The following is a 23,020-nucleotide window of genomic DNA, read 5'->3' as shown; positions in this document are numbered from 1 at the left end:
GCCCGCAGGAGCAGGCGGCTACCCTCGAAGAAGACGAGCGACGGCGCCGTCGGGATGCCGTCGCACGCGGTGCAGGAGCGGGGCGATGATGGACCGTTTTCGCGACCGGGCGGATGCCGGCCGGCTGCTCGCCGCCCTGGTCTGTGAACACCCCGTGCAGCGGCCCGTGGTGCTCGGACTGCCCCGCGGCGGCGTTCCCGTCGCCGCCCCGATCGCGAGCGCCCTCGCCGCCCCGCTCGACGTGCTCATCGTGCGCAAGCTCGGCGTGCCATCGCGAGAGGAGGTCGCGATGGGCGCGATCGGCGAGAACGGCGCCCGCGTGCTCAACGACGACGTCATCGCGAGCGCGCACCTGAGCACCCAGCAGCTCGAGGCGACCGAACGACGAGAGCGGACCGAGCTGGAGCGCCGTGTTCGACTGCTGCGGGCCGGCAGGCCACCCCTGCGTCTGAGGGGCAGGACGGCGCTGATCGTCGACGACGGAATCGCGACCGGGGCGACGGCCCGGGCTGCCTGCCGCATCGCCAGGGCCCTCGACGCCAGTCGGGTCGTGCTGGCGACTCCCGTCGCCGCTCCCGACTCGCTGCCGCTTCTCACCGAGGCCGACGAGGTCATCTGCCTGCGCACCCCGCCCGGCTTCATGGCGGTCGGCATGGAGTACCTGGACTTCCGGCAGACGAGCGACGACGAAGTACTCGCCTTGCTCCGACTCGCCGGTGCGGCGTAGGTTCGCCTGTATGACAGCCGTGGCCGCGAGCGCCGTTCCCCCGCCCGTCGTCGTCGTGCTGATGGGCGTCTCCGGCTCCGGCAAGACGACCGTCGCCGCCCTGCTCTCGGAGATGCTGCACTGGGCCTTCGAAGAGGGTGACGCGCTGCATCCGGCGGCGAACGTGGCGAAGATGGCCTCGGGCCAAGCGCTGACCGACGATGATCGCTGGCCGTGGCTCGGCATCGTCGAGCAGTGGATCGCCGGCCAGCTCGCCCTGGGCAAGAGCGGCATCATCACCTGCTCCGCCCTCAAGCGCTCCTACCGCGACCTTCTGCGCCAGGCCGGACCCGGCGTCCACTTCATCTACCTCGAGGGCGATGAGGAGATGATCAGTGAACGCCAGGCGGCCCGTCAGGGTCACTTCATGCCGCCGTCGCTCGTGCGCAGCCAGTTCGAGACGCTCGAGGAGCCGACGCCCGATGAGGGCATCGAAAGGGTCGACGTGGGGCCCGCCCCGCGTGAGATCGCCCGGGAGATCATCGCGAGACTGGGGCTCGTCGTCGCGTAACGCTGCTCGTCGCGCACTGCGGCGCGGTTGGAGAGGAGGCCGCCATGACGGCCAGGACCATGCTCGACGAGATCGTGCGCGCTGCGGAGTCGGTCAATGACCCGTGGACCGCGCACGACACCATCGTGCTCATCGTGGCGGCGCTCGGCATCGCCATCGTGGTGGTACTCATCGTCTGGCTCAAGCTGCACGCCTTCCTCGCCCTGACCATCGGCGCCCTCTTCGTCGGCGTCGCCTCGGGCATCGACCTCGCCAAGGTGACGGCGTCGTACGAGCTCGGCGTCGGCGGGGTACTCGGCTATGTCGGCGTTCTCATCGCGCTCGGCGCCATGCTCGGCAAGCTGCTGGCCGATTCCGGCGGAGCGGATCGCATCGTCGAGACGCTGCTGCGCGGCCGCCCGGCGACCCTGCCGTGGAAGATGGCACTGATCGCGGGCATCATCGGCATCCCGCTGTTCTTCGAGATCGGCCTCGTGCTGCTCATCCCGGTCGTCATGCTGGCGGTCAGCAGGGCGAAGACCAAGGCGATGCTCCTCGGCATCCCGGCGCTGGCTGGACTGTCGGTTCTGCACGGCTTCGTTCCGCCGCACCCCGGCCCGCTCGCCGCCATCGGCGTGCTCAAGGCGGATGTCGGCACGACGCTCGCGCTCGGCCTGCTCATCGCCATCCCCTGCGTCATCGTGGCCGGGCCGCTCTTCGGCCGGCTCGCCGCGCGCTGGGTGCCCGTGGGCGCATCCGGTGCGGCGCTGGCCGTCACGAGCGGCAGCGGTTCGCTCGCCGAAGGGGATGCGAAGACCGGCAAGGCGCAGGACCCCGATGCCACGGGGACACCGAGCTTCGGACTGACCCTCTTCACGATCCTGCTGCCGGTGGCCCTCATGCTCATCCGTTCGGCCTCGGACATCTGGATGGATCCCGACCTCTGGATCTACCCGCCGCTGCAGTTCATCGGCGACCCGGTGGTGGCCCTGCTCATCTCGGTGCTCGTGGCGATGCTGACGTTCGGAACGGCGGTCGGCTTCAACGCGTCGGTGCTGACCAAGAAGATCGGCCAGAGCCTGCTGCCCATCGTCAGCGTGGTGTTCATCGTCGGCGCCGGCGGAGGCTTCAAGCAGATGCTCGTGGACGGCGGAGCCGGCATCGCGATCGCGAAGATCGCGGTGGCGCTGAGCATCTCGGTCGTCGTGCTGGGCTGGATCATCGCCGCCCTCATCCGCCTCGCCACCGGCTCGGCGACGGTCGCGACCGTCACAGCCGCTGGCATCGTCGCCCCGCTCGCCTCGGGGCTGGAACCGGTGCAGCTCTCCCTCGTGGTTCTCGCCGTCGGCGCCGGCTCGCTCATCTTCTCGCACGTCAACGACGCCGGGTTCTGGCTGGTCAAGGAGTACTTCGGCCTCACCGTCGGCCAGACCATCAAGACCTGGTCGGTCATGGAGACGATCATCTCGGTGCTGGGCCTCATCTGCGTGCTGCTGCTCTCGTTCGCCTTCGGCGGCGCCTGAGTCCGTGGCGGAACGTTCGACCGACCCCGTCGAGAGGGCGCAGGCCGCGCTGCTCGCGATGCAGCGCAAGTCCTGGGAGCAGGGCGTTGCCAGCCATGCGATGCTCGATCTGGGCGAGCTCGGCGTCGCCGAACGGATGGCCCGCGACAGCGTGGTACACCAGAGCCCGGCCGGCAAGCTCGGCGAGCTCGACGACGTCGGCATCGTCAACTCCGGCGCCCTCGGCGAGGTGGTCGCGTTCTTCGGCCGGCGCGACGGCGATGCGATGCTGCTGGGCGCACTGGATCGCCAGCTGCGCTGGCTGCAGCACGGGGCGCCGCGCGCCGACGACGGCACGCTCTTCCACATCGAGGGCTCCCGCGAGATGTGGATCGACACCGTCTACATGGTCGTTCCCCTTCTCGTACTCGTCGGCGACCTGGACGGGGCGCAGCGCCAGTTCGAGGGCCACCGCACGCGGTTGTTCGACGCCGACGCCGGTCTCTACGGGTGGCGGTGGAGCGAAGACGAGGGGCGCATGAACCATCCGCGCCACTGGGGAACCGGCACGGGCTGGGTCATCGCCGGGCTCGCGCGCGCTCTTCGGATGCTCGGCCCCGAGCATCCGCTGCACACGCACTGGAGCGAGCACGTGCGCGCCGTCGTCGACGCGGCCCTGCCCCACCGGCGAGCGGACGGGCTCTTCCACGACGTGATCGACGACCCGGCGACCTTCGCCGAGGGCAACCTCGGCCAGATGCTCGCCTTCACCATCCTGACCGGCGTGGCCGACGGCTGGTTGCCTGCGAGCTACCGCGACACCGGCGTCTCGCTGCTCGAGACGGCCCGCTCCCTCGTGGACGACCTCGGATTCGTGCGTCCGGTCTGCGGGGCGCCGCACTTCGATCGGCCGGGCACGTCAGCCGAGGCGCAGGCGTTCTTCCTGCTGGCCACGGCCGCGCACCGTCGGCTGGAGGGCGCACGACCCGGGGAACCGAGGCGCTGACCGCGGGTCACTTCAGCAGCCGCGACAGCCGCCGGTCGGCGAGCACCTTTCCTCCGGTCTGGCAGGTGGCGCAGTACTGCAGCGAGTTGTCGGCGAAGTAGACGCTGCGCACGATGTCGCCGCAGACCGGACAGGTCTCCCCCGACCGGCCGTGCACCTGCATGCCGCGGCGCTTGGCATCCTTCAGCTCTGCCGGTGGTCGGCCCGAGGCCGTCTCGATCGCCTCGGCGAGCGTCGCCCGCATGGCGTTGAAGAGCCGCTCGACATCGTCGGCCGAGAGGCCGGCCGCGAGCGCGAACGGCGACATCCGGGCGGCGTGCAGGATCTCGTCGGAGTAGGCGTTGCCCACTCCGGCGATGATCGACTGGTCGCGCAGCACGCCCTTGATCTGCGTACGGCGACCGGCCAGCACCTCGGCGAACCGCTCGAGCGTGAACGACTCGTCGAGAGGATCTGGGCCGAGCCGCGCGACGCCCGGCACCTCGGCCGCCTCGCGCACGACGTAGACGGCGAGCGACTTCTTGGTGCCCGCCTCGGTGAGGTCGAAGCCCGACCCGTCGGAGAACACGACCCGGAGGGCGATGGGCGAGCGGCCCGGCTTCAGGGGCGTCGATGGGGCCCCCTCGTGCCACCGCAACCAGCCCGCTCGCGCGAGGTGGAAGACGAGGTGGATGCCGCCCGCATCGATGTCGAGGAACTTGCCGTGGCGCCGTACCGCCCGCACCACAGCACCCACGAGTGCACTGGGCTGAGGGTCGAACGTCTTCAGGGCGGCGTAGGAGTTCAGGCGCAGGCTCTCGAATCGCAGGCCGCCGACGCGAGCGTCGAGAAAGTCGACCAGCGCCTGCACCTCGGGCATCTCGGGCATGGGCAACATCATGCCACCGACGTCGCGCACACCGGCGGGAGGGCACGGCGACGCTCCCCTGAGAGCGCCCTAACCAGAGTGGACGAAAGAATGCAACCCCTATGATTCAGCCTGCGATCAGGGCTTGTCTATGGTGTCGAATCACTCTGAGAGAGGTTGCTGGACCGTGGAAACAAGTACGTGGATCTGGATCATCGTGGCGATCGTCGTCGTCATCCTCATCGTCGCGGCCATCGTGCTCATCACCGCACCCCGTCGACGTGAGGCCAAGCGCGCCGCCGACCGGCAGAAGGCGGAGGAACTGCGCACCAAGGCCGCCGAAACCGACCTCGCCGCCCGCGAGCGTGCGGCCGCTGCGGCGCAGGCGGCGGCCGATGCCCAGCAGGCGCAGGCGGATGCGGCGCGCGCCGACGCCGCGGCCCGTCAGGCACAGCTCGAGGCCGAGCGGCTGAGCCAGCAGTCGGCTGCCCACAACGAGGATGCGGACGGACTGCGCGCGCAGGCTGCCGAGCACGCCCGGCACGCCGACACGCTCGATCCCGACGTCGACGCCGACCGTCGCGACGACGCCGATCGTCACGTGGACGCAGAGCGTCACCTCGACGCCGATCGTCATGTCGACGCAGAGCCTCATGTCGATGCCGAGACCCGCACCGAAGCGCGGCACGCCGATGACGCGGTGGCCGACGAGCGCCGCCACCCCGACGGCCAGGTCTGATCGGTCCTCGCGCCGCGGCGGTTAGGCTCGAACCGGGAGGACGCATGTACACCGTTCCGCAGCAGCATGGCCGTCGATTCGTGATCACCGGTGCCAACAGCGGCACGGGCCGCGAGGCGACGAAACGCCTCGCGGCCGCCGGTGCCGAGGTGGTCCTGGCGGTGCGCTCCCTCGAGAAGGGCAACGCGGCCCGCGACGAGATCCTGCGATCGCAGCCCGATGCGCGGCTAGAGGTGCGCCACATCGACCTCGCCGACCTCGCGAGCGTGCGCGCATTCGCCGCCGGGATCCTCGATGACGGACGCGGCGTCGACGTGCTCGTCAACAATGCCGGTGTCATGGCGCCACCCAAGCGGATGGAGACCGCGGACGGGTTCGAGCTGCAGTTCGGCTCGAACTTCCTCGGCCCGTTCGCCCTGACGAATTTCCTGCTGCCCCTGCTGCTTCAGGGCCCCTCGCCGCGGGTCGCCACCATGAGCAGCATGGTGGCGATCACCGGCCGCATCCATCTCGACGACCTGCAGTACACCCGCCGCCGCTACATTCCCTACCTCGCATACGCGCAGTCGAAGCTCGCCGACCTGCTGCTCGGGCAGCATCTCGCCCGCGTGGCCGAAGAGCGCGGCTGGCCCTTGATCAGCACGATCGCGCACCCGGGCTACACGCGAACGAACCTCCAGGTGTCAGGCGCGAATCTGGGTCGCGACACGCCTCGCACCCGCACTCCCGAGGACCGCACGCTGTTGCCCTCGCAGGATGTGACGCAGGGCGCTGAGCCGCTGCTCTTCGCCGCGGCGGATCCCGCAGCCGTGCAGGGCGCCTACTACGGGCCCGAGAAGTGGGGCGTCGTGGGACCGACGAAGCGTGTCTCCCCACCGCGGTCGGCGCGCGGGGCCGACCTCGCGACGTCTCTGTGGGCGGTCGCTCAGGAGCTGACCGACACCCGACTCCCCGAACCGGTCGCACTCGACCGGTAGCGCGGCATCCGTCTCACTCGAACAACGGGGTGAGGAATCGGCGCTCGTAGCGGAGAAAGCACCGCGTCTCGGCGCCGAACCGGTTGGCGTCGATGCACTCCGGGTCATCCAGCGCGGCGGTGCGGTACTTCTCGTACTCGGCGAGCGACGGGAACGTGAACAGCGCGAAGGCCTCGTCGCTGTCGCCCTCGCTCGGCAGGAAGTAGCCGTGATGCTGCCCTCCGAGCTTCTCGACCAGCCGGATCCAGCGCTGCCCGTACTCGCGGAACTCCGCGAGCTTGTGGGGGTCGATCTGGTAGCGCAGGTGCACGGTGATCACGGGCGTTCGACTCGATTCTGTTCTTGGATGCTGTGGTGCGGACGCGGACGCTCCGACGGAATGTCGACGGGCGTTCCTCACGCTACACAGCGCAGGCGCCCCAGAATCCGCCTTCGCCGCGTTGTGACGGCTTCACCGCGCGAGCTGGCAGGAAGTCGACGACCGGGCGGCGGATGCCGCTCAGGAGCCGGCCGCGCGCAGCGGCAGCAGCTCTCCGTGCGTCTGATCGGTCGGGCAGTACTGTGCCGTCGTGCTCGCGAAGGAGAAGTCGCGGATGGTGTCGCCGCAGACCGGACAGGCCTCACCCGCACGCCCGTGCACCTGCATGGCGTCGACCTTTGCCTGCTTCAGCCGCGCGATCAGCACCCCGCGCTGCGCCTGGATCGCTCCGGTGATGACGCCGACGGTCGCCTGGAACAGCCGGTCGAGTTCGTCGGAAGAGAGGGCGCTCGCGTGCACCACCGGCGAGAGCTTCGCCGCGAACAGGATCTCGTCGGAGTAGGCGTTGCCGATGCCGGCGAGCGACTCCTGGTCTTGCAGCACCGCCTTGAGCTGCTTACGTCGGCCAACGAAGGCGGCGTCGAACTGGGCTCGATCGAAGGCGGGATCGGCGGGATCGGGTCCGAGCTTGGCCACCGCAGGCACGTCGGAGGCATCATCGACGACCCAGCACCCCAGCGAGACCCAGCTGCCCGCATCCGTCAGCTCGAGCACGCTGCCGTCGTCGAATTCGAGGGAGGCGAGGGCGACGGGTGCTTCACCCGGCGCGGTGCTCGGCTCGGTGCTCGGCTCGGCTTCGGCGACCTCGGCACCCGCCCAACGCGCCCAGCCATGACGGCCGAGGGAGACGACCAGGTGCTCCGAGGACTCGAACACCAGGTCGACGAGCTTGCCATGCCGAGCGACCGCGCTCACGCGCGCGCCGATGAGGCTGGAGGGTTGCCGGGCGCGCGACTTGAGGATGCGGAACTCGATGACGTCGACCGCGGAGAGGGCGCGTCCGCTCAGGCGGGCGCCCAGTTCTTCGGCGAGCGCCTGCACCTCGGGAGACTCCGGCATGCCGCCAGCTTCCCACACGGGTCTGTCGTCGTTCCACCCCGCTTCGACATCGGAGGCCGGCGCGGGAGGGCGGCCCGCCGAAGAGGGCAGGGCGTGTCTGCGGCGTTGCGCGCGCGAGCCGGTGTGAGGATCGATGGATGGCCGGCGACCTGCTCCTGCGCATCCACAGTCCCGAGTTCCAGGCGATGTCGGAGCGGGTGCTGCGCGCGACGGAGCTCACCTCACGCCTCAACGTGCTGCCGTTCGACGACGAGGCGGGTAAGGCGCAGCTGTTCGAGCAGATCCTGGGCCGGCCGCTGCCCGCGCGCACCACCATCTACCCGCCCTTCTACACCGACCACGGATTGAGACTCGAGCTGGCCGAGCGGGTGTTCATCAACCAGAACTGCACCTTCCTCGACTACGCCGGTATCCGGCTCGCTGAACGCGTGATGGTCGGTCCCAAGGTCACGTTCATCACGGTCGGGCATCCGGTCGACACGGACGAGCGTCGAGTGTGGCTGACCGGCGCACCCATCGATGTCGCCGAGAACGTCTGGATCGGCGCCGGTGCCACCATCCTGCCGGGCGTTCGCATCGGGCGCGACGCCGTGATCGCCGCCGGCGCGACCGTGGTCGACGATGTGCCGGCGGGCGCTCTCGTGACCGGCCCGAAGGCGTCGGTTCGACGGCAGCAGTGACGCTGTCCGCGATGCACGAATTATGTACCCTTGCGGTTACGTAACAGCGCGGTTACATTATGGGCATGGACACGGTACTCCAGGCGATCGCCGACGAGAGCCGCCGGACGATCATCGAGCTGCTGCGCGAGCAGCCGGCGACGGCGGGCGCTCTCGCAGAGGCGCTCCCGATCGCCCGGCCAGGCGTCTCGCGGCACCTGCGGGTGCTGCGGGAGGCCGGCCTCGTCGAGGTTCGCCAGGAGGCTCAGCGGCGCATCTACTCACTGCGGCCCGAGCCGCTCGCCGAACTGGACGACTGGCTCGCCGACTACCGGGCGCTCTGGCAGAACCGCCTCGACGCCCTCCACACCGAGATCAGCCGAGGGAACAGGAACAGCTCATGAGAACCATCGCCAGCATGCGAGAGCTCGACGACGGGCGTGCAGCAGTGCGCGTCGAGGATGTCTACGAGACCGACATCGAAGACCTCTGGCAGGCCTGCACGACCCCCGACCGTCTCGCACGGTGGATCGCGGAGGTGTCGGGCGACCTGAGCGTCGGCGGCGCCATCCAGGCCCGCTTCACGAGTTCGTGGGAAGGGTCGGGTCGCATCGACTCCTGTGAGCGTCCGCACCACCTCTCGCTCACCATGACGGAGGCGCCGGGCGAGCAGACCGAGGTCGAGGCGTGGCTCACGCAGGAGGGAGACAAGACGCGCCTCGTCGTCGAGGAACGCGGGCTGCCGCTCGACAAGGTCCACTTCTACGGCGCGGGATGGCAGGCGCACCTCGAAGACCTCACCCGATCGCTTGCGGGTCACCCCTCCGAGTGGATGGCCCGGTGGACGGAACTCACGCCGGCCTACGAGGCGATGCAGCTCAGTACTCGCCCTTGATCACGAAGAACGAGCCGCGGATGGTGCCGGCCAGCTTCGACTTCTGGCGGGCGAACTTGAACCGCGAGGCGAGTTCCTCGGGAACCTCCATGCCATCGGAGAGCTTGAAGCCGACGGCTCGCTTGCCACCCGGTTCGAGGCCGTACATCACGTTGATCGCGAGACCCGACTCGTAGAACACGTAGGTCATCCGGGTGCCCTCGACCTCGAAGTCCGTCGCCTCGAGGGGACGCGCCTCGATCACGAGGTCGCGCTCCTCCTTGAGGATGGTCGTGACCCGGTCGAGCGCATCCGGGGCCTCGGCCACCGGGCTCACGGTGAAGTCGTGGTCGAACTTGTTCTTGTAGTAGCGCGCCTCGTTGGCACGCAGCCCGGCGAGCGCATCCGCCACCGGCGATGACTCGAGTCCCTCGATGGAGACGTTCACGAAGTCGACGGTGTGGGGCATTGGTCCTCCTGGTCTGCGGTGGTGCCCCAACGGTAGCGCGAGCACGGATGCCGTGACTTCTCCGATCCTGCTCGATGCGCCACGGGCGTCAGGGCACCCTTCGTCGCCCGGGCGGCAATCGCGCGTGGATCACACGTTGAAGCGGAACTCCACCGGTTTACGCGCGCAATTTGCCTCTGCGCATCGCAGTGATCTCGATCGGTCTCATCCGGCGGCGAGGGGCAGGACGATTGACACCAACGGCCACGTGCACACCGTGACTGCCGAAACGGCGATAGCGGTGATCGCAGCGGCGACACTTCCACGCCCTCGCCGAAGCCGCCAGAGAGCGGTCACACCCAGGCACAGCCCCACCAGGCCGAGGACCGCAGCGAAGGCCCAACTCACGAACATCCAGAACAGCGCCGTCGAGAACACGTAGCTCGGCCCCACCTGAGCCCATACGAGCGCTGGAATCCAAACCGCACCCAAGAGCCCTATCGCTACGAGGGAGACCGAACGTGCGCCCGAGGCCAAGCGCCGATCCGCATCTAAGTCGGGCAGCACGGCTTCCACCTGTGATCCCCCTCGAGGCCCATCAGAACGTGACGGGTTGAATACCCAGATAAGTCAAGATATTAGACGTTGAAGCGGAACTCCACGACGTCGCCGTCCTGCATCACGTAGTCCTTGCCCTCGATGCGGGCCTTGCCGTGGGTGCGGGCCTCGTGCACCGAGCCGACCGCGACGAGGTCGTCGAACGAGATGACCTCGGCCTTGATGAAGCCACGCTCGAAGTCGGTGTGGATGACGCCCGCAGCCTGCGGGGCCTTCCAGCCCTTGTGGATGGTCCAGGCCCGAGTCTCCTTCGGGCCAGCCGTGAGGTAGGTCTGCAAGCCGAGGGTCTCGAAGCCGATGCGCGCGAGCTGGTCGAGGCCCGACTCCTCCTGGCCAGTGGATGCGAGCAGCTCGGCGGCGTCCTCGGGGTCGAGGTCGATGAGCTCGGACTCGATCTTGGCGTCGAGCAGCACGGCGTGGGCCGGGGCGACGAGGGCCTCGAGCTCGGCGCGCTTGGCCGCATCCGTCAGCACGGCCTCGTCGACGTTGAACACGTAGATGAAGGGCTTGGCCGTGAGCAGGCCCAACTCCTTGATCGGCGTGATGTCGACCTTGGAGGCCGAGAGCGGGGTGCCCTTCTGCAGTTCGGCGAGCGCTTCCTGGGCGGCGGCGAGCACATCGGGGCCGAGCTTCTTGCCGCGCACCTCCTTCTCGTAGCGCGTGATGGCCTTCTCGAGGGTCTCGAGGTCGGCGAGGATCAGCTCGGTGTTGATCGTCTCCATGTCGGCCTTCGGGTCGACCGCACCGTCGACGTGCACGACGTCGTCGTCGGTGAATCCGCGGATGACCTGCGCGATCGCATCCGCCTCGCGGATGTTCGCGAGGAACTTGTTGCCCAGCCCCTCACCCTCGGAGGCACCGCGCACGATGCCGGCGATGTCGACGAACGAGACCGGCGCGGGCAGGATGCGCTCGCTGTTGAAGATGCCTGAGAGCACCTCGAGCCGCGGATCGGGCAGGTTCACGACGCCGACGTTCGGCTCGATCGTGGCGAACGGGTAGTTCGCCGCGAGAACCTGGTTCTTGGTCAGTGCGTTGAAGAGGGTGGACTTGCCGACGTTGGGCAGGCCGACGATGCCGATAGTGAGAGCCACGGGCGACCAGTCTACCGGCGGCGTGCGGATGCGGGTCGCGGGGGGCGTGAAGCAGCGAACCCGCAGTATTTGTGGGTGCGGCATCCCGTGCACCCACAAGAGCTGCGGGATCGGGGACGCGCACCCACCGAAACTGCGTGGTCGGCGGCGCACCCACCGAATTTGCGGGATCGGCGCAGCGACCCGCGAACCCGCAGGATCCGAGGGTGCGGCCTCCCGTGCACCCACAGAAGGTGCGGGGTCGACGCACGCGCACCCACCGAAACTGCGGGCTCGGCGGAGAGGGAGCGGGGCAGGATGCCGACAGGCCGCGAGCGCTTCGGGCCGTGTCGTGGCCGCGTGCGAGAGTGGGCATCGTGCCACTGAACTTCACCGCCATCGACTTCGAGACCGCGAACGGATCCAACGTCTCGGCGTGCTCCGTCGGACTGATCAAGGTGGTGGACGGCGTCATCGTCGATCGGGCGAGCTGGTTCATCCGGCCGCCGTTCCCGCATGACGAGTTCAACGAGTGGAACATCCGCATCCACGGCATCCAGCCCGAGCAGTGCGCGAACGCCCTGCAATGGCACGACCAGCTTCCCGACCTGCTCGCCTTCGCGGGCGAGGACGTGCTCGTCGCGCACAACGCCGGCTTCGACCTGGGCGTGATCAAGGCGGCGACCGCGTTCTTCGAGCTGCCGGTTCCCGAGCTGCGCTACCTGTGCAGCCTCCAGGTCGCCCGAAAGACCTACGCGCTGGACTCCTACAAGCTCCCGGTCGCCGCCATGGCCGCCGGCTTCGAGGGGTTCAGCCACCACGACGCGCTCGCGGATGCCGAGGCGTGCGCGCACATCATCATGCACGCCGCCCGTCGGCACGACGCCGACGACGTGGATGCGCTCGCCCGCGTGTGCGCGGTGCGCCTCGGCGCCATCGGACCCGTCACGACGAGCGAGCAGTCCGCCCTGCACGGACCGATGGCGCTGGCCTGACCCACAAACAGCCCGGCTGGGCCTGCCCGGGCGCGGCTCACGGGCAATGTCGTACGGTGTTGCGACACTGAAGGCATGGAACTTCTCGGCGTGATCATCGGCCTGATCGTGGGCGGCGCACTCGGCGCACTCGTGACCGCACTCCTGCTCGCCCGACGCGGCAGCACTCAGCCCGCGGCACCCGCCGAGGACCCCGCCCTCATCGAGGCGCGTCACCAGGCCGAACTCGCCGAGCTGCGGGCGGCCGAGGCGGCCGCCCACGCCAAACTGCGCACCGACGAACTCGCCGTGCAGGGCGCCCTGCGCGCCGAGCTGGCGGCCATGGAGGCGACCGTCGATGGGCTGCGCTCCCAGATCGGCGATGCCAAGACGCAGTACCGGGAGATCCTCGAACAGCATCGGGCGGAGCAGAAGGCGCGCGAGCAGCAGGAGCTCGCCGAGAGCAAGGTTCTGCAGGCCCTCGCCCCGGTCAAGCAGAGCCTGAGCGAGATGCAGACCAAGGTCACCGACCTCGAGACCCAGCGCAACCTGCAGCACGGCGAACTGGCGCAGCAGTTGCGCACCGCCGCGGAGTCCGAGGAGCGGCTGCGTTCGACCGCCGAGTCCCTGGCATCCGCCCTGCGCTCCAACAGCACCCGAGGCGTCTGGGGTGAGACCCAGCTGCGCAGCGTGGTCGAGGCAGCGGGGCTCATCGAGCGCGTCGACTTCGACACGCAGCACGCCATCACGACGGATGCCGGCGCGGGCCGCCCCGACATGGTCATCCACCTGCCGGGCGGCAAGAACATCGCCGTCGACGCCAAGGTGCCCTTCAACGCCTACCTCGAGGCGAGCCAGATCCCCGCGACGGCGAGCGGAGCAGAGGGCGCCCAGCGCGAGACGCTCATGAAGCAGCACGTGAAGGCCGTGCGCGAGCACATCACCGCGCTCGGCAGCAAGGGCTACTGGAACGGCCTGGCCTCCTCCCCGGAGATCGTGATCGCGTTCATCCCGAGCGAGTCGCTCGTCTCGAGCGCGATGGAGGCCGACCCCTCGATCATGGAGTTCGCCTTCTCGAAGCGCGTCGCCCTGGCCTCCCCCGTCACCCTCTGGTCCGTGCTGAAGACGGTGGCCTTCAGCTGGCAGCAAGACGTGCTCACGAACGAGGCGAAGACCCTCTTCGACCTCAGCCGCGAGCTGTACTCCCGGCTCTCGACCACCGCGGGGCAGATCGAGAAGCTCGGCCGCACCATCGAGCGCACGGTGAAGGACTACAACACCTTCGTCGGCTCGCTCGAGAGCCGCGTGCTGCCCACGGCACGCAAGCTCGGCGCCCTCGACGAGTCCAAGGTGTTCGCTCCCCTCGCCGGCATCGAGGAGAGCCCGCGGGAGCTGACCGCCTACGAGTTCACGAGCGCGCTCTCCACCGTCGACGACGAGCTGGCCATCGAGGCATCCGTCGACCCCGAGATCCGCGCGCTCTGAGCCGTCAGCTGACCGGCGCCCGCCGCGCTCAGTCGGCGCGTGGGTGCCGCTCGTCGACCGGATGGGCGAAGCCACCGGCCGCCTCGGCGCCCGTCACGGCGTCGTCGTGCATCTGCTCGCGATCCAGCGGATGCGCCCGTTCGTCGGCGCCGAGCCGGGCGACGAGCAGGGTTCCGACGGCGAGCACGACCGGCACGATGCCCGCGACGAGGAACGCGGGAGCCAAGCCGATCGCCTCTCCGACCGGACCGGCGATCGCCATCGACACCGGCATGAGGGCCAGCGAGACGAAGAAGTCCAGGCTCGAGACCCGCCCCAGCATGGCCGACGGAACGCGACGCTGCAGCAGCGTTCCCCACACCACCTGGGCGCCCTCGAAGAGCAGGCCGACCACGAACAGCGCCACGACCATCACCCACAACTGGCTCGTGAGCCCGATCACCGCCAGGGGCGCGCTGCCGATGCCCCACGCGAGGATCATGAGCGTCAGGTAGCGCTTCGGCAGTCGCAGCGAGGCGACCACGAGCGAGCCGATGGCACCGCCGATGCCGAACGCCGCCAGCACGAGGGCGAACGATCCCGCGCCTCCTCCGGTCTGGTCCTTCACGGCGAAGGGGATGAGCACCTCGATGGGCCCCATGATGATCAGGCACAGCAGCACGGCGAAGAGCAGGGTCGCGAACAGCCAGCGGGTCCTGACCATGTACACGAAGCCGTCGCGCAGGTCGACGAGGCTCTCGATGAGCACGTGACGTTGGGGACCGTCCATCGCCCGCCGCAGCGGCGTCGAGCGCATGAAGCCGAGGGTGATCGCGGCACCGACCTGAAGCACCGCGATCACGACGAACACCGCGCCGGGAGACGAGATGGCGATGATGGCGCTCGCGACGGCCGGTCCGGCGGCGTTGAGGATGGAGGGACGCAGCGCACCCTCGATGCCGTTCGCGGCGAGCAGCTGCTTCTCGGGCAGGATCGCCGGCAGCCACGCCGAGTACGCCGGGTAGAAGAAGCCGTCGGCCACACCCAGCACGAAGGCGATGATCGCCAGGTGCCAGACCTGAACCTGTCCCGAGAGGGTCAGGGCGGCCGCGGTGGCGAAGGTGATGCCCCGCGCCGCCTCCACCGTCAGCAGGATGCGGCGCTGCGGGATGCGGTCCGCCGCGACACCGCCGAACAGCACCGCGAGCACGAGCCCGAGGCTGTTGCCGAGCGCGACGAGCGAGAGGTCGCTCGGCCGTCCCCCGAGCAGCACGACCTGCCATGCCACCGCGACGATCCAGCCGCCGGCGCTGAAGAGCGAGAACACGAGCGCGATCGCGAGCAGCCGGTACTGCGGCAGCGCGAACGGTCTCAGCGCCCGGGGCCAGCGGGAAGCACCCACCCCTAGTGCCACTTCGAGGCGAGGTGCTCGGCGTTGATGCGTCGGATGGTGCCCGACCGGGAGCGCAGTACGATGCTCTCGGTGGTGATGAATTCGCCCTGCTTCTTCACACCGGCGACGAGTGCGCCATCGGTGACCCCCGTGGCCACGAAGATGGTGTTGTCGCCGGCGACGAGGTCGTCGAGGCCGTACGCGCGATCCAGGTCGAGCCCTGCGGCGATGCCGCGCTCGCGTTCCTCGTCGTTCCGCGGGGCGAGGCGGCCCTGCATGAAGCCGCCGAGGGCCTTGATGGCGCAGGCGGTCGTGATTCCCTCGGGGCTGCCGCCGATGCCGATGCACATGTCGACGCGGGTGCCGTGCCGGGCCGCGTTGATGCCCCCGGCCACGTCGCCGTCCAGCAGCAGCCGGGTGCCGGCTCCCGCCTCACGGATCTCCTGGATGAGTCCCTCGTGCCGCGGACGATCGAGCACCGCCACCCGGATCTCGTCGACGGGACGGCCGATGGCCTTGGCGTACGCGCGGATGTTCTCGCCGACGGGGCGATCGATGTCGATCACGCCGTGGCCGGCAGCGCCCGTGACGATCTTGTCCATGTAGAACACCGACGAGGCATCGAGCATGGTGCCCCGATCCGAGACCGCGATCACCGAGAGGGCGTTCTGGCGGCCGGCCGCGGTCAGGCTGGTGCCGTCGATGGGATCGACGGCCATGTCGCAGGCCGGCCCCGTGCCGGTTCCCACGTGCTCGCCGTTGAAGAGCATGGGAGCGTCGTCCTTCTCGCCCTCGCCGATGACGACGACGGCGTCGAAGTCGACCGTGGCGAGGAAGGCCCGCATGGCATCGACCGCTGCCTTGTCGGCCAGGTTCTTCTGGCCCTTCCCGATCCACGGCACCGCGCGGATGGCCGCCGCCTCCGTCGACCGCACGAGCTCGAGTGCGAGGTTGCGGTCGGGGTGCTTGTCCAGGCTGTCGGTCGCCGAGATGTCCATGGTTCGAGCGTAGTCAGCGGGGGCGACGCGCGACCGGGCATTCCCGCTGGGCGGAGGCGAAACTTCGTCGATTCTTAACCGGGCGGCGCATCGCGTGGCGTCAGGCCCTCAGCGCTCGTTCGGGCCCTCATCCGATCGAGCCGGCGGTCCAGACCGCGACGGTGCCGTCCGCTCCGACCGGTGGCAGCGTGAGCCCCGCTCCGAGGTCGACACCGGTGACGGATGCGATGACGACGAGCGCGTCGGCACGACACACGTCTCCGGCGCCGCGGATGACGTACGGGTCGCCGCCGGCAGCGGCCAGTCGCTGCGCCTCGCGAGCGCCCTGCGGGGCGAAGCGGGCGCTCATCGTTCCGCCCAGGGCACGGGCGAGGGCAGCGGTGATCACTGCCTCTGGGGCTCCCCCGGTGCCGAGCAGCGCATCCGCCCCGCCCCTGAGCACGCGGACCGAGCGCTCGATGTCACCGTGCCGGAACCTCTCCACCGTGGCCGAGGCGGCCTCGAGCTGCTCGATCAGTGCGGCGTTGCGGGGGCGCTCCTGCACGAGCACTCGCAGGGGTGGGCCGTCGTCGTCGGAACCCCGGGCCAGCTCGGCGAGAACGGCTGCGACCTCGTCGTCCACCCGCAGGTTCGGGTGCGCGCCGCTCACCACGAGCTTCTGCATGTAGTGCGCTGGACCGAGGTCGATCAGGCCGCCCCGGGGAGCGAGGGCCATCACGACCATCGCACCGGGCGCACCCTCGGCGGCCAGACGGGTGCCGTCGATGGGGTCGACGGCCAGGTCGACGGAGGGGCCGCCGCTGCCGAAGCGCTCGCCCACGAAGAGCATCGGCGCCTCGTCCTTCTCACCCTCGCCGACCACGACCCGCCCGTCCACGGGAACGCGCTCCAGTTCGGTGCGCAGGGCGGCCACGGCGGCGGCGTCCACTGCCATGGCGTCCCCGCCTCCCACGAAGGGCAGCGTCGCCCGAGCGGCGACCTGAGCAGCGTGCACGAGGGCGCCTCGGATGCCGCCTGCCGAAGGATTCACCTGCCCATCCTGCCCGACCCGCGGCATCCGTCGCGCTCGGTAGACTTCAGCTACAGCCCCCGCAAGCACGAAGGAGTCGTCATGCCCGTCGCCACCCCTGAGCAGTACGCCGAGATGCTCGACAAGGCCAAGGCAGGCGGCTTCGCCTACCCCGCCTTCAACGTCTCGTCGTCGCAGAGCATCAACGCCGTGCTGCAGGGCCTGACCGAGGCCGGGAGCGACGGCATCATCCAGGTGACGACCGGCGGCGCCGACTACTTCGCCGGCCACACGGTGAAGAACCGCGCCGGCGGTGCGCTCGCCATGGCCGCCTTCGCCACCCAGGTCGCCAAGAACTACCCCGTGACGGTGGCGCTGCACACCGACCACTGCCCCAAGAACGCCCTCGAGGACTTCGTGCTGCCCCTCATCGCCGCGTCGGAGGAGGAGGTGCGGGCCGGCCGCAATCCGATCTTCCAGTCGCACATGTGGGACGGCTCTGCGGTGCCGCTGGATGAGAACCTCGAGATCGCGAAGGACATGCTCAAGCGCACGAAGGCCATCAACGCCATCCTCGAGGTCGAGATCGGCGTCGTCGGCGGCGAGGAGGACGGCGTGGAGCACGAGGGCACCAACGATGCGCTCTACACGACCGTCGGCGACGTGACGAAGGCCGTCGAGGCGCTCGGCCTCGGCGAGAACGGCCGCTACATCGCGGCGCTGACCTTCGGCAACGTGCACGGCGTCTACAAGCCCGGTGGCGTGAAGCTGCGCCCCGAGCTGCTCGGCGAGATCCAGGCCGGCATCGCCGAGCGCTTCGGCACGGGTCCCAAGCCGCTCGACCTCGTCTTCCACGGTGGATCGGGTTCCAGCGACGCCGAGATCGCGGCTGCCGTGGCCAACGGCGTGATCAAGATGAACATCGACACCGACACCCAGTACGCCTTCACCCGCTCCATCGCCGACTACATGTTCAAGAACTACGACGGCGTGCTGAAGCTCGACGGCGAGGTGGGCAACAAGAAGCTCTACGACCCCCGTGCCTGGGGCAAGGTGGCCGAGAGCGCCATGGCCGCGCGCGTCGTCGAGGCGACCAAGCAGCTCGGCTCCGCCGGGCACGCAGCCTGATCCGGCGACGATGAGTCACACTCCGAGCGGCGGCGAGCTTCCCGACCCGAGGCCGAAGCCCGGTACGGGGAGCTCGCACCGCCCGGGTGGGATTGGAAACCACCGGCGACGGATGCCGCGCCGAGCGAGCCGCCGCCCGCGTCGCCGACGCCCGCGCCGCAGGTCGAGCAGCCTCTGCAGCCCGAGCCGCGCTCGGGCGCCGAGTCCGCCGGACGCGCGGCGGCTCCGCGCTGGGATCGGATGCTCACCATCGGGCTGCTCGTCTTCGGCGTCTTCGGACTCATCTCGACGGTGCAGGTGCAGAACAGCACTCCGCAGGGCATGGCGATGCTCTACGAACAGGAGAAGCTCGGCACCTACACCGAGGCGTCCGCGGTGGCCGGCATCCTGCTCGGCGGCACCATCGTGCAGGTCGCCCTCTGGTTCATCGCGGCGACCGTCTCGGTCGCCCTCGTCATGCGGCGCCGGCGCGCCTTCTGGGTGCCGCTGACCATCGGCGTGGTCGCCGGCTTCGTCATGCTCGGCATCGTGCTGGCCGCCCTGCTCACCGACCCGACGCTGATCGCGCATTTCGGCCGCACGGGCGGCTGATCCAGCCGCGCACCGGCATCCGCGCCGCTAGGAGGCGACGCGGCTTCCCCGACCGCCGAGGGCGCGCGTCTCGCGGTTGCCCTGCAGGTCGCGGCGCAGTTCCTTGGGGAGGGAGAACATCAAGTCCTCCTCGGCCGTCTTGACCTCTTCGACATCGCCGTAGCCGGCATCCGAGAGGTCGTTGAGCACCTCGCGCACGAGCTCTTCGGGAACGGAGGCGCCACTGGTGACGCCGACCGTCTCGACGCCGTCGAGCCATTCCTGGCGGATCTCGCTCGAGTAGTCCACGCGGTAGGCGGCCTTCGCGCCGTGCTCGAGAGCGACCTCGACAAGGCGCACGCTGTTTGAGCTGTTGGCGGAGCCGACGACGATCACGAGATCGGCGCCCTGGGCGACCTTCTTGATGGCGACCTGACGGTTCTGCGTGGCGTAGCAGATGTCGTCGCTCGGCGGGTCCTGCAGGTTCGGGAACCGCTCCCGCAGACGGCGAACGGTCTCCATGGTCTCGTCGACCGAGAGCGTGGTCTGCGACAGCCAGACGACCTTGTCGGGGTCGCGCACCTGGATGTTCGGAACATCGTCGGGGCTGTTCACGAGCGTGACGTGCTCGGGAGCCTCGCCGGCCGTTCCCTCGACCTCTTCGTGGCCCTCGTGGCCGATGAGGAGGATCTCGAAGTCGTCGCGGGCGAAGCGCACGGCCTCGCGGTGCACCTTGGTCACGAGCGGGCAGGTGGCGTCGATGGCGAGCAGGCCGCGGTCGGCCGCGGCGTTCACGACGGCGGGCGAGACGCCGTGGGCACTGAAGACCACATGGGCGCCCGGGGGAACCTCGTCGACCTCGTCGACGAAGACGGCGCCCTTCTTCTCGAGCTCGGTCACCACGTGGATGTTGTGCACGATCTGCTTGCGCACGTAGACGGGAGCGCCGTAGTGCTCGAGCGCCTTCTCCACCGCCACGACCGCACGGTCGACGCCGGCGCAGTAGCCACGGGGAGCGGCCAGCAGCACCCGCTTGTGTCCGAGCACGGGGTTATCCTTGAGCCGCCCCTTCACTCCGGGTATGCGCGGCATGCCGAGGCCGATGGGTGGGGCGTCCGTACTGCTGGTCACCCCACGATTCTACGGGGGCGTCGGGCGAGAACACTGGGAGAGCGCCGCCGTGAGCGATGCGACTGAGACTGCAGCAGCCGTGCAGGCGCCTGCGCGCGACGCCCTGCCGACCCCGGAGACGCCGTGGCCGGTCTCGGTTCTCTCGGGCAAGATCCGCGATTACATCGATCGCCTCGGCACGGTGTGGGTCGAGGGCGAGATCACCCAGTGGGGCGTCTCGGGTGGAAACGTCTACGGCAAGCTGAAAGACCTGAACGGCGATGCGACCGTGAGCTTCAGCCTGTGGTCATCGGTGCGGGCCCGGGTCGGAGCCGAGTTCCGCCAGGGCGACCGGGTCGTGGCCCTCGTCAAGCCCAACTGGTGGGTCAAGGGCGGCACGCTCACCATGAACGTCGTCACGCTCAAGCACGTCGGCATCGGCGACCTGCTCGAACGCATAGAGCGGCTGCGGCGACAGCTCACCGATGAGGGACTCTTCGACAGCGCGCGCAAGAAGCCCCTCCCCTTCCTGCCGCACTGCATCGGCCTCATCACGGGCAAGGACTCCGACGCCGAGAAAGACGTGCTGCGCAACGCCCAGCTGCGCTGGCCGGCGGTGCACTTCCGCGTCGTGCACGCCGCCGTGCAGGGCGACCGCTGCTGCCCCGAGGTCGTGGCGGCCATCCGTGCTCTCGACGCCGACCCGCAGGTCGACGTGATCATCGTGGCGCGCGGCGGCGGCGATTTCCAGAACCTGCTCGGCTTCAGCGATGAGCGGGTGGTGCGGGCCGCGGCCGCCGCATCCACTCCTCTCGTGAGCGCGATCGGGCACGAGGCCGATCGTCCGTTGCTCGACGAGGTCGCCGACCTGCGGGCCTCGACGCCGACGGATGCCGCCAAGCGGGTCGTGCCCGACGTCGCCGACGAGCTGGCCCGCGTTCACCAGGCCCGCGCCCGCCTGAGCGGCCGGCTCAACACCCTGCTGCACCATGAGAACGATCGACTCGCCCAGCTGCGCAGCCGGCCGGTGCTCTCGGGGAGCGACTGGATCATCGACTCGCGGGCCCAAGAGCTCACCTACGCCCTCGCGCGTGGGAGCGAGCTCATGGATCGCGCGCTCGAGAAGGCCTCCGCCACGACCTCGGAGCTGCGCACCCGCCTGCGGGCCCTCTCTCCGCAGGCGACGCTCGACCGGGGCTACGCCATCGCGCAGTCGCCCGACGGCCACGTGCTGCGAGCGGCGGAGGATGCTCCCGAGGGAACCGCGCTTCTGCTCACCCTCGCCGACGGGGCGATCGCCGCGCGTTCCGAGGGACGCAGCGACGCCGGCCCGCACGGCGCCGCGAAATAGAATGGACACCATGCCCGCAACCGACGAGCTCGCCTCCCTCAGCTACGAACAGGCACGCGACGAGCTCATCCGCGTCGTCAACGCCCTCGAGCAGGGCTCCTCGACGCTCGAGGAGTCGCTCGCGCTCTGGGAGCGCGGCGAGAGCCTCGCCCGTCGCTGCGAGGAGTGGCTCGTGGGTGCGAAGGCGCGGCTCGAGGCCGCCCGACGCAGCCAGGTCGGACCCGAGGTCGAGACCATCGAGGCCGGGGCCCTGCGCGTCGACCTCGCCGACTGATGGCCGGCAACCAGCGCCGCGTCGTCGCCGAGCTCGGCAGGCCCGAGACGCCTGAGGAGGAGGCCGCCCGCAAGGCCGAGAGCTCCCGGCTGCATCGAGTGCGCCAGACGCCGAACAACCTCGTGTACTCGCTTCTCGTCACGGTGCTCGCCGTCGTGGTGCTCGTGCTGCTCGTTCCCCGTTCCGAGGCCCCGACGCAGAACGCCGTGGACTACCACTCCCTGGCCGCGCAGGCGCAGCCGGGCATGCCGACGATGCTCGCCGACCCCGACCTGCCGGCGGGCTGGCACGCCAACGTGGCGGAGTACCGCTCGGGAGCATCCGACGGCGTCGATGTGTGGTTCATCGGCTTCATCACGCCGAGCGACGAGTTCATCGGGCTCTCGCAGGCCTTCGACGCGAACGACACCTGGGTCGCCGAGCAGTTGCACAACACGATCGCGACCGGCTCCGTCGAGATCTCCGGCATCCCGTGGACGGTCTACGACAACCGCAAGTCGTCGAGCGATGTCGGCAACGCCAAGTACGCGCTCGTGACCCAGACCCCGAAGAGCACCTGGGTACTCGCGGGCACGGCATCCCCCGCCGAGTTCCGCACCCTCGCGAAGGCCATCGCCCCCACGGTCGCCGCCGAAGCCGACTGAGCACCCACCACCGAGACAGAACCCCGCAGAACGAGGAGAGCCGTGAGCACAGGAACCGATCCGTCGACGACCGCCCGCCCCGAGACTCCGGCTGAGGCCTGGCATGAGCTCCGTCGCGGAAACGCCCGGTTCGTGTCGGGGGAGCCACGGCATCCTCGCCAAGACGTCGAGCGACGCACTGAGGTCGCCTCAGGCCAGGCTCCGCTCGCCGCGCTGCTCGGCTGCAGCGATTCCCGGCTCGCGGCCGAGATCATCTTCGACCAGGGTCTCGGCGACCTCTTCGTCGTGCGGAACGCCGGCCAGGTCGCGTCCGAGTCGGCCATCGGCTCCCTCGACTACGCGGTGGGAGCACTCGGCGTGCCGCTGATCGTGGTGCTCGCGCACGACAACTGCGGCGCCGTGCGGGCCGCCATCGATGCGCACCGACCGGATGCCGCGCCCCTGTCCCCGCACATCCGATCGCTCATCGATCACATCACCCCCGCCGTGCAGCGGGTGATCGGCACCGACGGCACCGTCGATGCGGCCGAGATCGAACCCGCCGACGTCGGCCAGGAGCACCTGCGCGACACCGTCACGGAGATCCTCGAGGCGAGCGAGATGATCTCCGCCGCGATCGCAGAGGGTAAATTGGCAATCGTCGGCGCCAATTACCGCCTCTCCGAAGGCCGCGCCGAGACCGACGTCGTCGTCGGCGCGGTCTGAAGCGACCGTCATCCCTCTCTCGA

The 23,020-nt window shown here is 69.7% G+C and carries 25 protein-coding genes and 1 pseudogene; 17 read left to right on the top strand and 9 right to left on the bottom strand.

The annotated features are described in order from the left end of the window. Positions 1-85 precede the first annotated feature (85 nt). The 4 genes from WDJ51_RS08035 to WDJ51_RS08020 are packed head-to-tail and all read left to right on the top strand — an operon-like array spanning position 86 to position 3,764. Positions 86-727, top strand: a complete 642-nt coding sequence (locus WDJ51_RS08035; protein WP_337851920.1) for a phosphoribosyltransferase — start codon at positions 86-88, stop codon at positions 725-727. A 10-nt stretch (positions 728-737) separates the two neighbouring features. Beyond that, positions 738-1,277, top strand: coding sequence for a gluconokinase (locus tag WDJ51_RS08030; protein WP_337851919.1), 540 nt, complete (start codon positions 738-740; stop codon positions 1,275-1,277). Positions 1,278-1,321: 44 nt separating this feature from the next. Then, on the top strand, positions 1,322-2,779 hold the full coding sequence (locus WDJ51_RS08025) for a GntT/GntP/DsdX family permease (RefSeq protein WP_337851918.1): 1,458 nt from the start codon (positions 1,322-1,324) through the stop codon (positions 2,777-2,779). A 4-nt stretch (positions 2,780-2,783) separates the two neighbouring features. Then, positions 2,784-3,764 carry a glycoside hydrolase family 88 protein gene (locus tag WDJ51_RS08020; RefSeq protein WP_337851917.1) on the top strand — a complete coding sequence of 327 codons (981 nt, stop codon included), beginning with the start codon at positions 2,784-2,786 and terminating at the stop codon, positions 3,762-3,764. 7 nt (positions 3,765-3,771) lie between these two features. Here the strand turns inward: WDJ51_RS08020 and WDJ51_RS08015 are convergent, their stop codons facing one another. Then, positions 3,772-4,632, bottom strand: a complete 861-nt coding sequence (locus WDJ51_RS08015; RefSeq protein WP_337851916.1) for an Fpg/Nei family DNA glycosylase — start codon at positions 4,630-4,632, stop codon at positions 3,772-3,774. A gap of 166 nt (positions 4,633-4,798) precedes the next feature. Here WDJ51_RS08015 and WDJ51_RS08010 point away from each other — a divergent pair, with 166 nt between their 5' ends. Continuing rightward, positions 4,799-5,350 carry a hypothetical protein gene (locus WDJ51_RS08010; protein ID WP_337851915.1) on the top strand — a complete coding sequence of 184 codons (552 nt, stop codon included), beginning with the start codon at positions 4,799-4,801 and terminating at the stop codon, positions 5,348-5,350. Between the two features lie 44 nt (positions 5,351-5,394). Continuing rightward, complete coding sequence (locus tag WDJ51_RS08005; RefSeq protein ID WP_337851914.1) at positions 5,395-6,327, top strand: SDR family oxidoreductase; 933 nt, start codon at positions 5,395-5,397, stop codon at positions 6,325-6,327. Between the two features lie 13 nt (positions 6,328-6,340). On the opposite strand, the gene WDJ51_RS08000 is transcribed toward WDJ51_RS08005, so the two are convergent. Further along, positions 6,341-6,646: an NIPSNAP family protein gene (locus WDJ51_RS08000; protein WP_337851913.1), complete on the bottom strand. Its 306-nt coding sequence runs from the start codon at positions 6,644-6,646 to the stop codon at positions 6,341-6,343. A gap of 180 nt (positions 6,647-6,826) precedes the next feature. After that, positions 6,827-7,705: a DNA-formamidopyrimidine glycosylase family protein gene (locus WDJ51_RS07995; RefSeq protein WP_337851912.1), complete on the bottom strand. Its 879-nt coding sequence runs from the start codon at positions 7,703-7,705 to the stop codon at positions 6,827-6,829. Positions 7,706-7,842: 137 nt separating this feature from the next. Here WDJ51_RS07995 and WDJ51_RS07990 point away from each other — a divergent pair, with 137 nt between their 5' ends. The 3 genes from WDJ51_RS07990 to WDJ51_RS07980 all read left to right on the top strand — a co-directional run bounded on the left by WDJ51_RS07990 (position 7,843) and on the right by WDJ51_RS07980 (position 9,259). Further along, positions 7,843-8,385, top strand: coding sequence for a sugar O-acetyltransferase (locus WDJ51_RS07990; RefSeq protein ID WP_337851911.1), 543 nt, complete (start codon positions 7,843-7,845; stop codon positions 8,383-8,385). Positions 8,386-8,450: 65 nt separating this feature from the next. Next, a complete protein-coding gene (locus WDJ51_RS07985) occupies positions 8,451-8,768 on the top strand; it encodes an ArsR/SmtB family transcription factor (protein ID WP_337851910.1) in 318 nt (105 codons plus the stop codon). Beyond that, the gene (locus WDJ51_RS07980) at positions 8,765-9,259 is read left to right on the top strand and encodes an SRPBCC family protein (RefSeq protein WP_337851909.1); all 495 of its coding nucleotides are present in this window, start codon (positions 8,765-8,767) and stop codon (positions 9,257-9,259) included. The genes WDJ51_RS07985 and WDJ51_RS07980 overlap by 4 nt, the downstream gene beginning before the upstream one ends. Here WDJ51_RS07980 and WDJ51_RS07975 read toward each other — a convergent pair. Both WDJ51_RS07975 and ychF read right to left on the bottom strand, forming a co-directional pair. After that, a complete protein-coding gene (locus WDJ51_RS07975) occupies positions 9,243-9,707 on the bottom strand; it encodes a phage tail protein (protein WP_337851908.1) in 465 nt (154 codons plus the stop codon). The two genes, WDJ51_RS07980 and WDJ51_RS07975, sit on opposite strands and share 17 nt — an antisense overlap. A 617-nt stretch (positions 9,708-10,324) precedes the next feature. After that, positions 10,325-11,398 carry a redox-regulated ATPase YchF gene (ychF, locus tag WDJ51_RS07970; protein WP_337851907.1) on the bottom strand — a complete coding sequence of 358 codons (1,074 nt, stop codon included), beginning with the start codon at positions 11,396-11,398 and terminating at the stop codon, positions 10,325-10,327. A 356-nt stretch (positions 11,399-11,754) separates the two neighbouring features. On the opposite strand from ychF, the gene WDJ51_RS07965 reads away from it, so the two are divergent. Beyond that, entirely contained in the window at positions 11,755-12,372 is a 618-nt protein-coding gene (locus WDJ51_RS07965) for a 3'-5' exonuclease (RefSeq protein WP_337851906.1), read from the top strand. A gap of 75 nt (positions 12,373-12,447) precedes the next feature. Then, positions 12,448-13,836: a DNA recombination protein RmuC gene (gene rmuC / locus WDJ51_RS07960; RefSeq protein WP_337851905.1), complete on the top strand. Its 1,389-nt coding sequence runs from the start codon at positions 12,448-12,450 to the stop codon at positions 13,834-13,836. Between the two features lie 28 nt (positions 13,837-13,864). On the opposite strand, the gene WDJ51_RS07955 is transcribed toward rmuC, so the two are convergent. From WDJ51_RS07955 to WDJ51_RS07945, 3 genes are all read right to left on the bottom strand, one after another. Beyond that, positions 13,865-15,217 (bottom strand): MFS transporter, encoded by a 1,353-nt coding sequence (locus WDJ51_RS07955; protein WP_337851904.1) that lies wholly within the window; start codon positions 15,215-15,217, stop codon positions 13,865-13,867. A gap of 2 nt (positions 15,218-15,219) precedes the next feature. Then, positions 15,220-16,206: a class II fructose-bisphosphatase gene (gene glpX, locus WDJ51_RS07950; RefSeq protein ID WP_337851903.1), complete on the bottom strand. Its 987-nt coding sequence runs from the start codon at positions 16,204-16,206 to the stop codon at positions 15,220-15,222. Positions 16,207-16,333: 127 nt separating this feature from the next. Further along, a complete protein-coding gene (locus WDJ51_RS07945; protein ID WP_337851902.1) occupies positions 16,334-17,236 on the bottom strand; it encodes a fructose-bisphosphatase class II in 903 nt (300 codons plus the stop codon). Between the two features lie 81 nt (positions 17,237-17,317). Between WDJ51_RS07945 and fbaA the strand changes: the two genes are divergently transcribed. Both fbaA and WDJ51_RS07935 read left to right on the top strand, forming a co-directional pair. Next, complete coding sequence (fbaA, locus tag WDJ51_RS07940) at positions 17,318-18,343, top strand: class II fructose-bisphosphate aldolase (RefSeq protein WP_337851901.1); 1,026 nt, start codon at positions 17,318-17,320, stop codon at positions 18,341-18,343. 72 nt (positions 18,344-18,415) lie between these two features. After that, positions 18,416-18,934, top strand: a pseudogene (locus tag WDJ51_RS07935) (DUF6264 family protein); the annotation flags it as partial. A 27-nt stretch (positions 18,935-18,961) separates the two neighbouring features. Here WDJ51_RS07935 and WDJ51_RS07930 read toward each other — a convergent pair. After that, positions 18,962-20,005, bottom strand: coding sequence for a 4-hydroxy-3-methylbut-2-enyl diphosphate reductase (locus WDJ51_RS07930; RefSeq protein WP_337851949.1), 1,044 nt, complete (start codon positions 20,003-20,005; stop codon positions 18,962-18,964). Between the two features lie 88 nt (positions 20,006-20,093). Here WDJ51_RS07930 and xseA point away from each other — a divergent pair, with 88 nt between their 5' ends. From xseA to WDJ51_RS07910, 4 genes are read left to right on the top strand one after another with little or no spacing between them, the layout of a single operon-like run. Then, on the top strand, positions 20,094-21,374 hold the full coding sequence (xseA, locus tag WDJ51_RS07925; protein WP_337851900.1) for an exodeoxyribonuclease VII large subunit: 1,281 nt from the start codon (positions 20,094-20,096) through the stop codon (positions 21,372-21,374). A gap of 1 nt (position 21,375) precedes the next feature. Further along, positions 21,376-21,648, top strand: a complete 273-nt coding sequence (locus tag WDJ51_RS07920; RefSeq protein WP_337851899.1) for an exodeoxyribonuclease VII small subunit — start codon at positions 21,376-21,378, stop codon at positions 21,646-21,648. After that, positions 21,648-22,292, top strand: coding sequence for a DUF4245 domain-containing protein (locus tag WDJ51_RS07915; protein ID WP_337851898.1), 645 nt, complete (start codon positions 21,648-21,650; stop codon positions 22,290-22,292). Before WDJ51_RS07920 ends, WDJ51_RS07915 begins: the two co-directional genes overlap by 1 nt. Positions 22,293-22,334: 42 nt before the next feature. Continuing rightward, the gene (locus WDJ51_RS07910) at positions 22,335-22,997 is read left to right on the top strand and encodes a carbonic anhydrase (protein ID WP_337851897.1); all 663 of its coding nucleotides are present in this window, start codon (positions 22,335-22,337) and stop codon (positions 22,995-22,997) included. Positions 22,998-23,020 lie beyond the last annotated feature (23 nt).

This window comes from Rathayibacter sp. YIM 133350 (genome assembly GCF_037404875.1).
GTDB lineage: Bacteria > Actinomycetota > Actinomycetes > Actinomycetales > Microbacteriaceae > Orlajensenia.
This window is presented reverse-complemented; position numbering and strand designations above follow the sequence as displayed.

Excerpts from the sequence above, each read along its gene's own strand:
- WDJ51_RS07930 (WP_337851949.1), bottom strand. The coding sequence starts at position 20,005 with ATGCCGCGCATACCCGGAGTGAAGGGGCGGCTCAAGGATAACCCCGTG.
- glpX (WP_337851903.1), bottom strand. The coding sequence starts at position 16,206 with ATGGACATCTCGGCGACCGACAGCCTGGACAAGCACCCCGACCGCAAC.
- WDJ51_RS07980 (WP_337851909.1), top strand. The coding sequence starts at position 8,765 with ATGAGAACCATCGCCAGCATGCGAGAGCTCGACGACGGGCGTGCAGCA.
- WDJ51_RS08015 (WP_337851916.1), bottom strand. The coding sequence starts at position 4,632 with ATGCCCGAGATGCCCGAGGTGCAGGCGCTGGTCGACTTTCTCGACGCT.
- WDJ51_RS08025 (WP_337851918.1), top strand. The coding sequence starts at position 1,322 with ATGACGGCCAGGACCATGCTCGACGAGATCGTGCGCGCTGCGGAGTCG.
- rmuC (WP_337851905.1), top strand. The coding sequence starts at position 12,448 with ATGGAACTTCTCGGCGTGATCATCGGCCTGATCGTGGGCGGCGCACTC.
- WDJ51_RS07975 (WP_337851908.1), bottom strand. The coding sequence starts at position 9,707 with ATGCCCCACACCGTCGACTTCGTGAACGTCTCCATCGAGGGACTCGAG.
- WDJ51_RS07920 (WP_337851899.1), top strand. The coding sequence starts at position 21,376 with ATGGACACCATGCCCGCAACCGACGAGCTCGCCTCCCTCAGCTACGAA.
- WDJ51_RS07995 (WP_337851912.1), bottom strand. The coding sequence starts at position 7,705 with ATGCCGGAGTCTCCCGAGGTGCAGGCGCTCGCCGAAGAACTGGGCGCC.
- WDJ51_RS07990 (WP_337851911.1), top strand. The coding sequence starts at position 7,843 with ATGGCCGGCGACCTGCTCCTGCGCATCCACAGTCCCGAGTTCCAGGCG.
- WDJ51_RS08030 (WP_337851919.1), top strand. The coding sequence starts at position 738 with ATGACAGCCGTGGCCGCGAGCGCCGTTCCCCCGCCCGTCGTCGTCGTG.
- WDJ51_RS08005 (WP_337851914.1), top strand. The coding sequence starts at position 5,395 with ATGTACACCGTTCCGCAGCAGCATGGCCGTCGATTCGTGATCACCGGT.
- WDJ51_RS07915 (WP_337851898.1), top strand. The coding sequence starts at position 21,648 with ATGGCCGGCAACCAGCGCCGCGTCGTCGCCGAGCTCGGCAGGCCCGAG.
- fbaA (WP_337851901.1), top strand. The coding sequence starts at position 17,318 with ATGCCCGTCGCCACCCCTGAGCAGTACGCCGAGATGCTCGACAAGGCC.
- WDJ51_RS08035 (WP_337851920.1), top strand. The coding sequence starts at position 86 with ATGATGGACCGTTTTCGCGACCGGGCGGATGCCGGCCGGCTGCTCGCC.
- WDJ51_RS07985 (WP_337851910.1), top strand. The coding sequence starts at position 8,451 with ATGGACACGGTACTCCAGGCGATCGCCGACGAGAGCCGCCGGACGATC.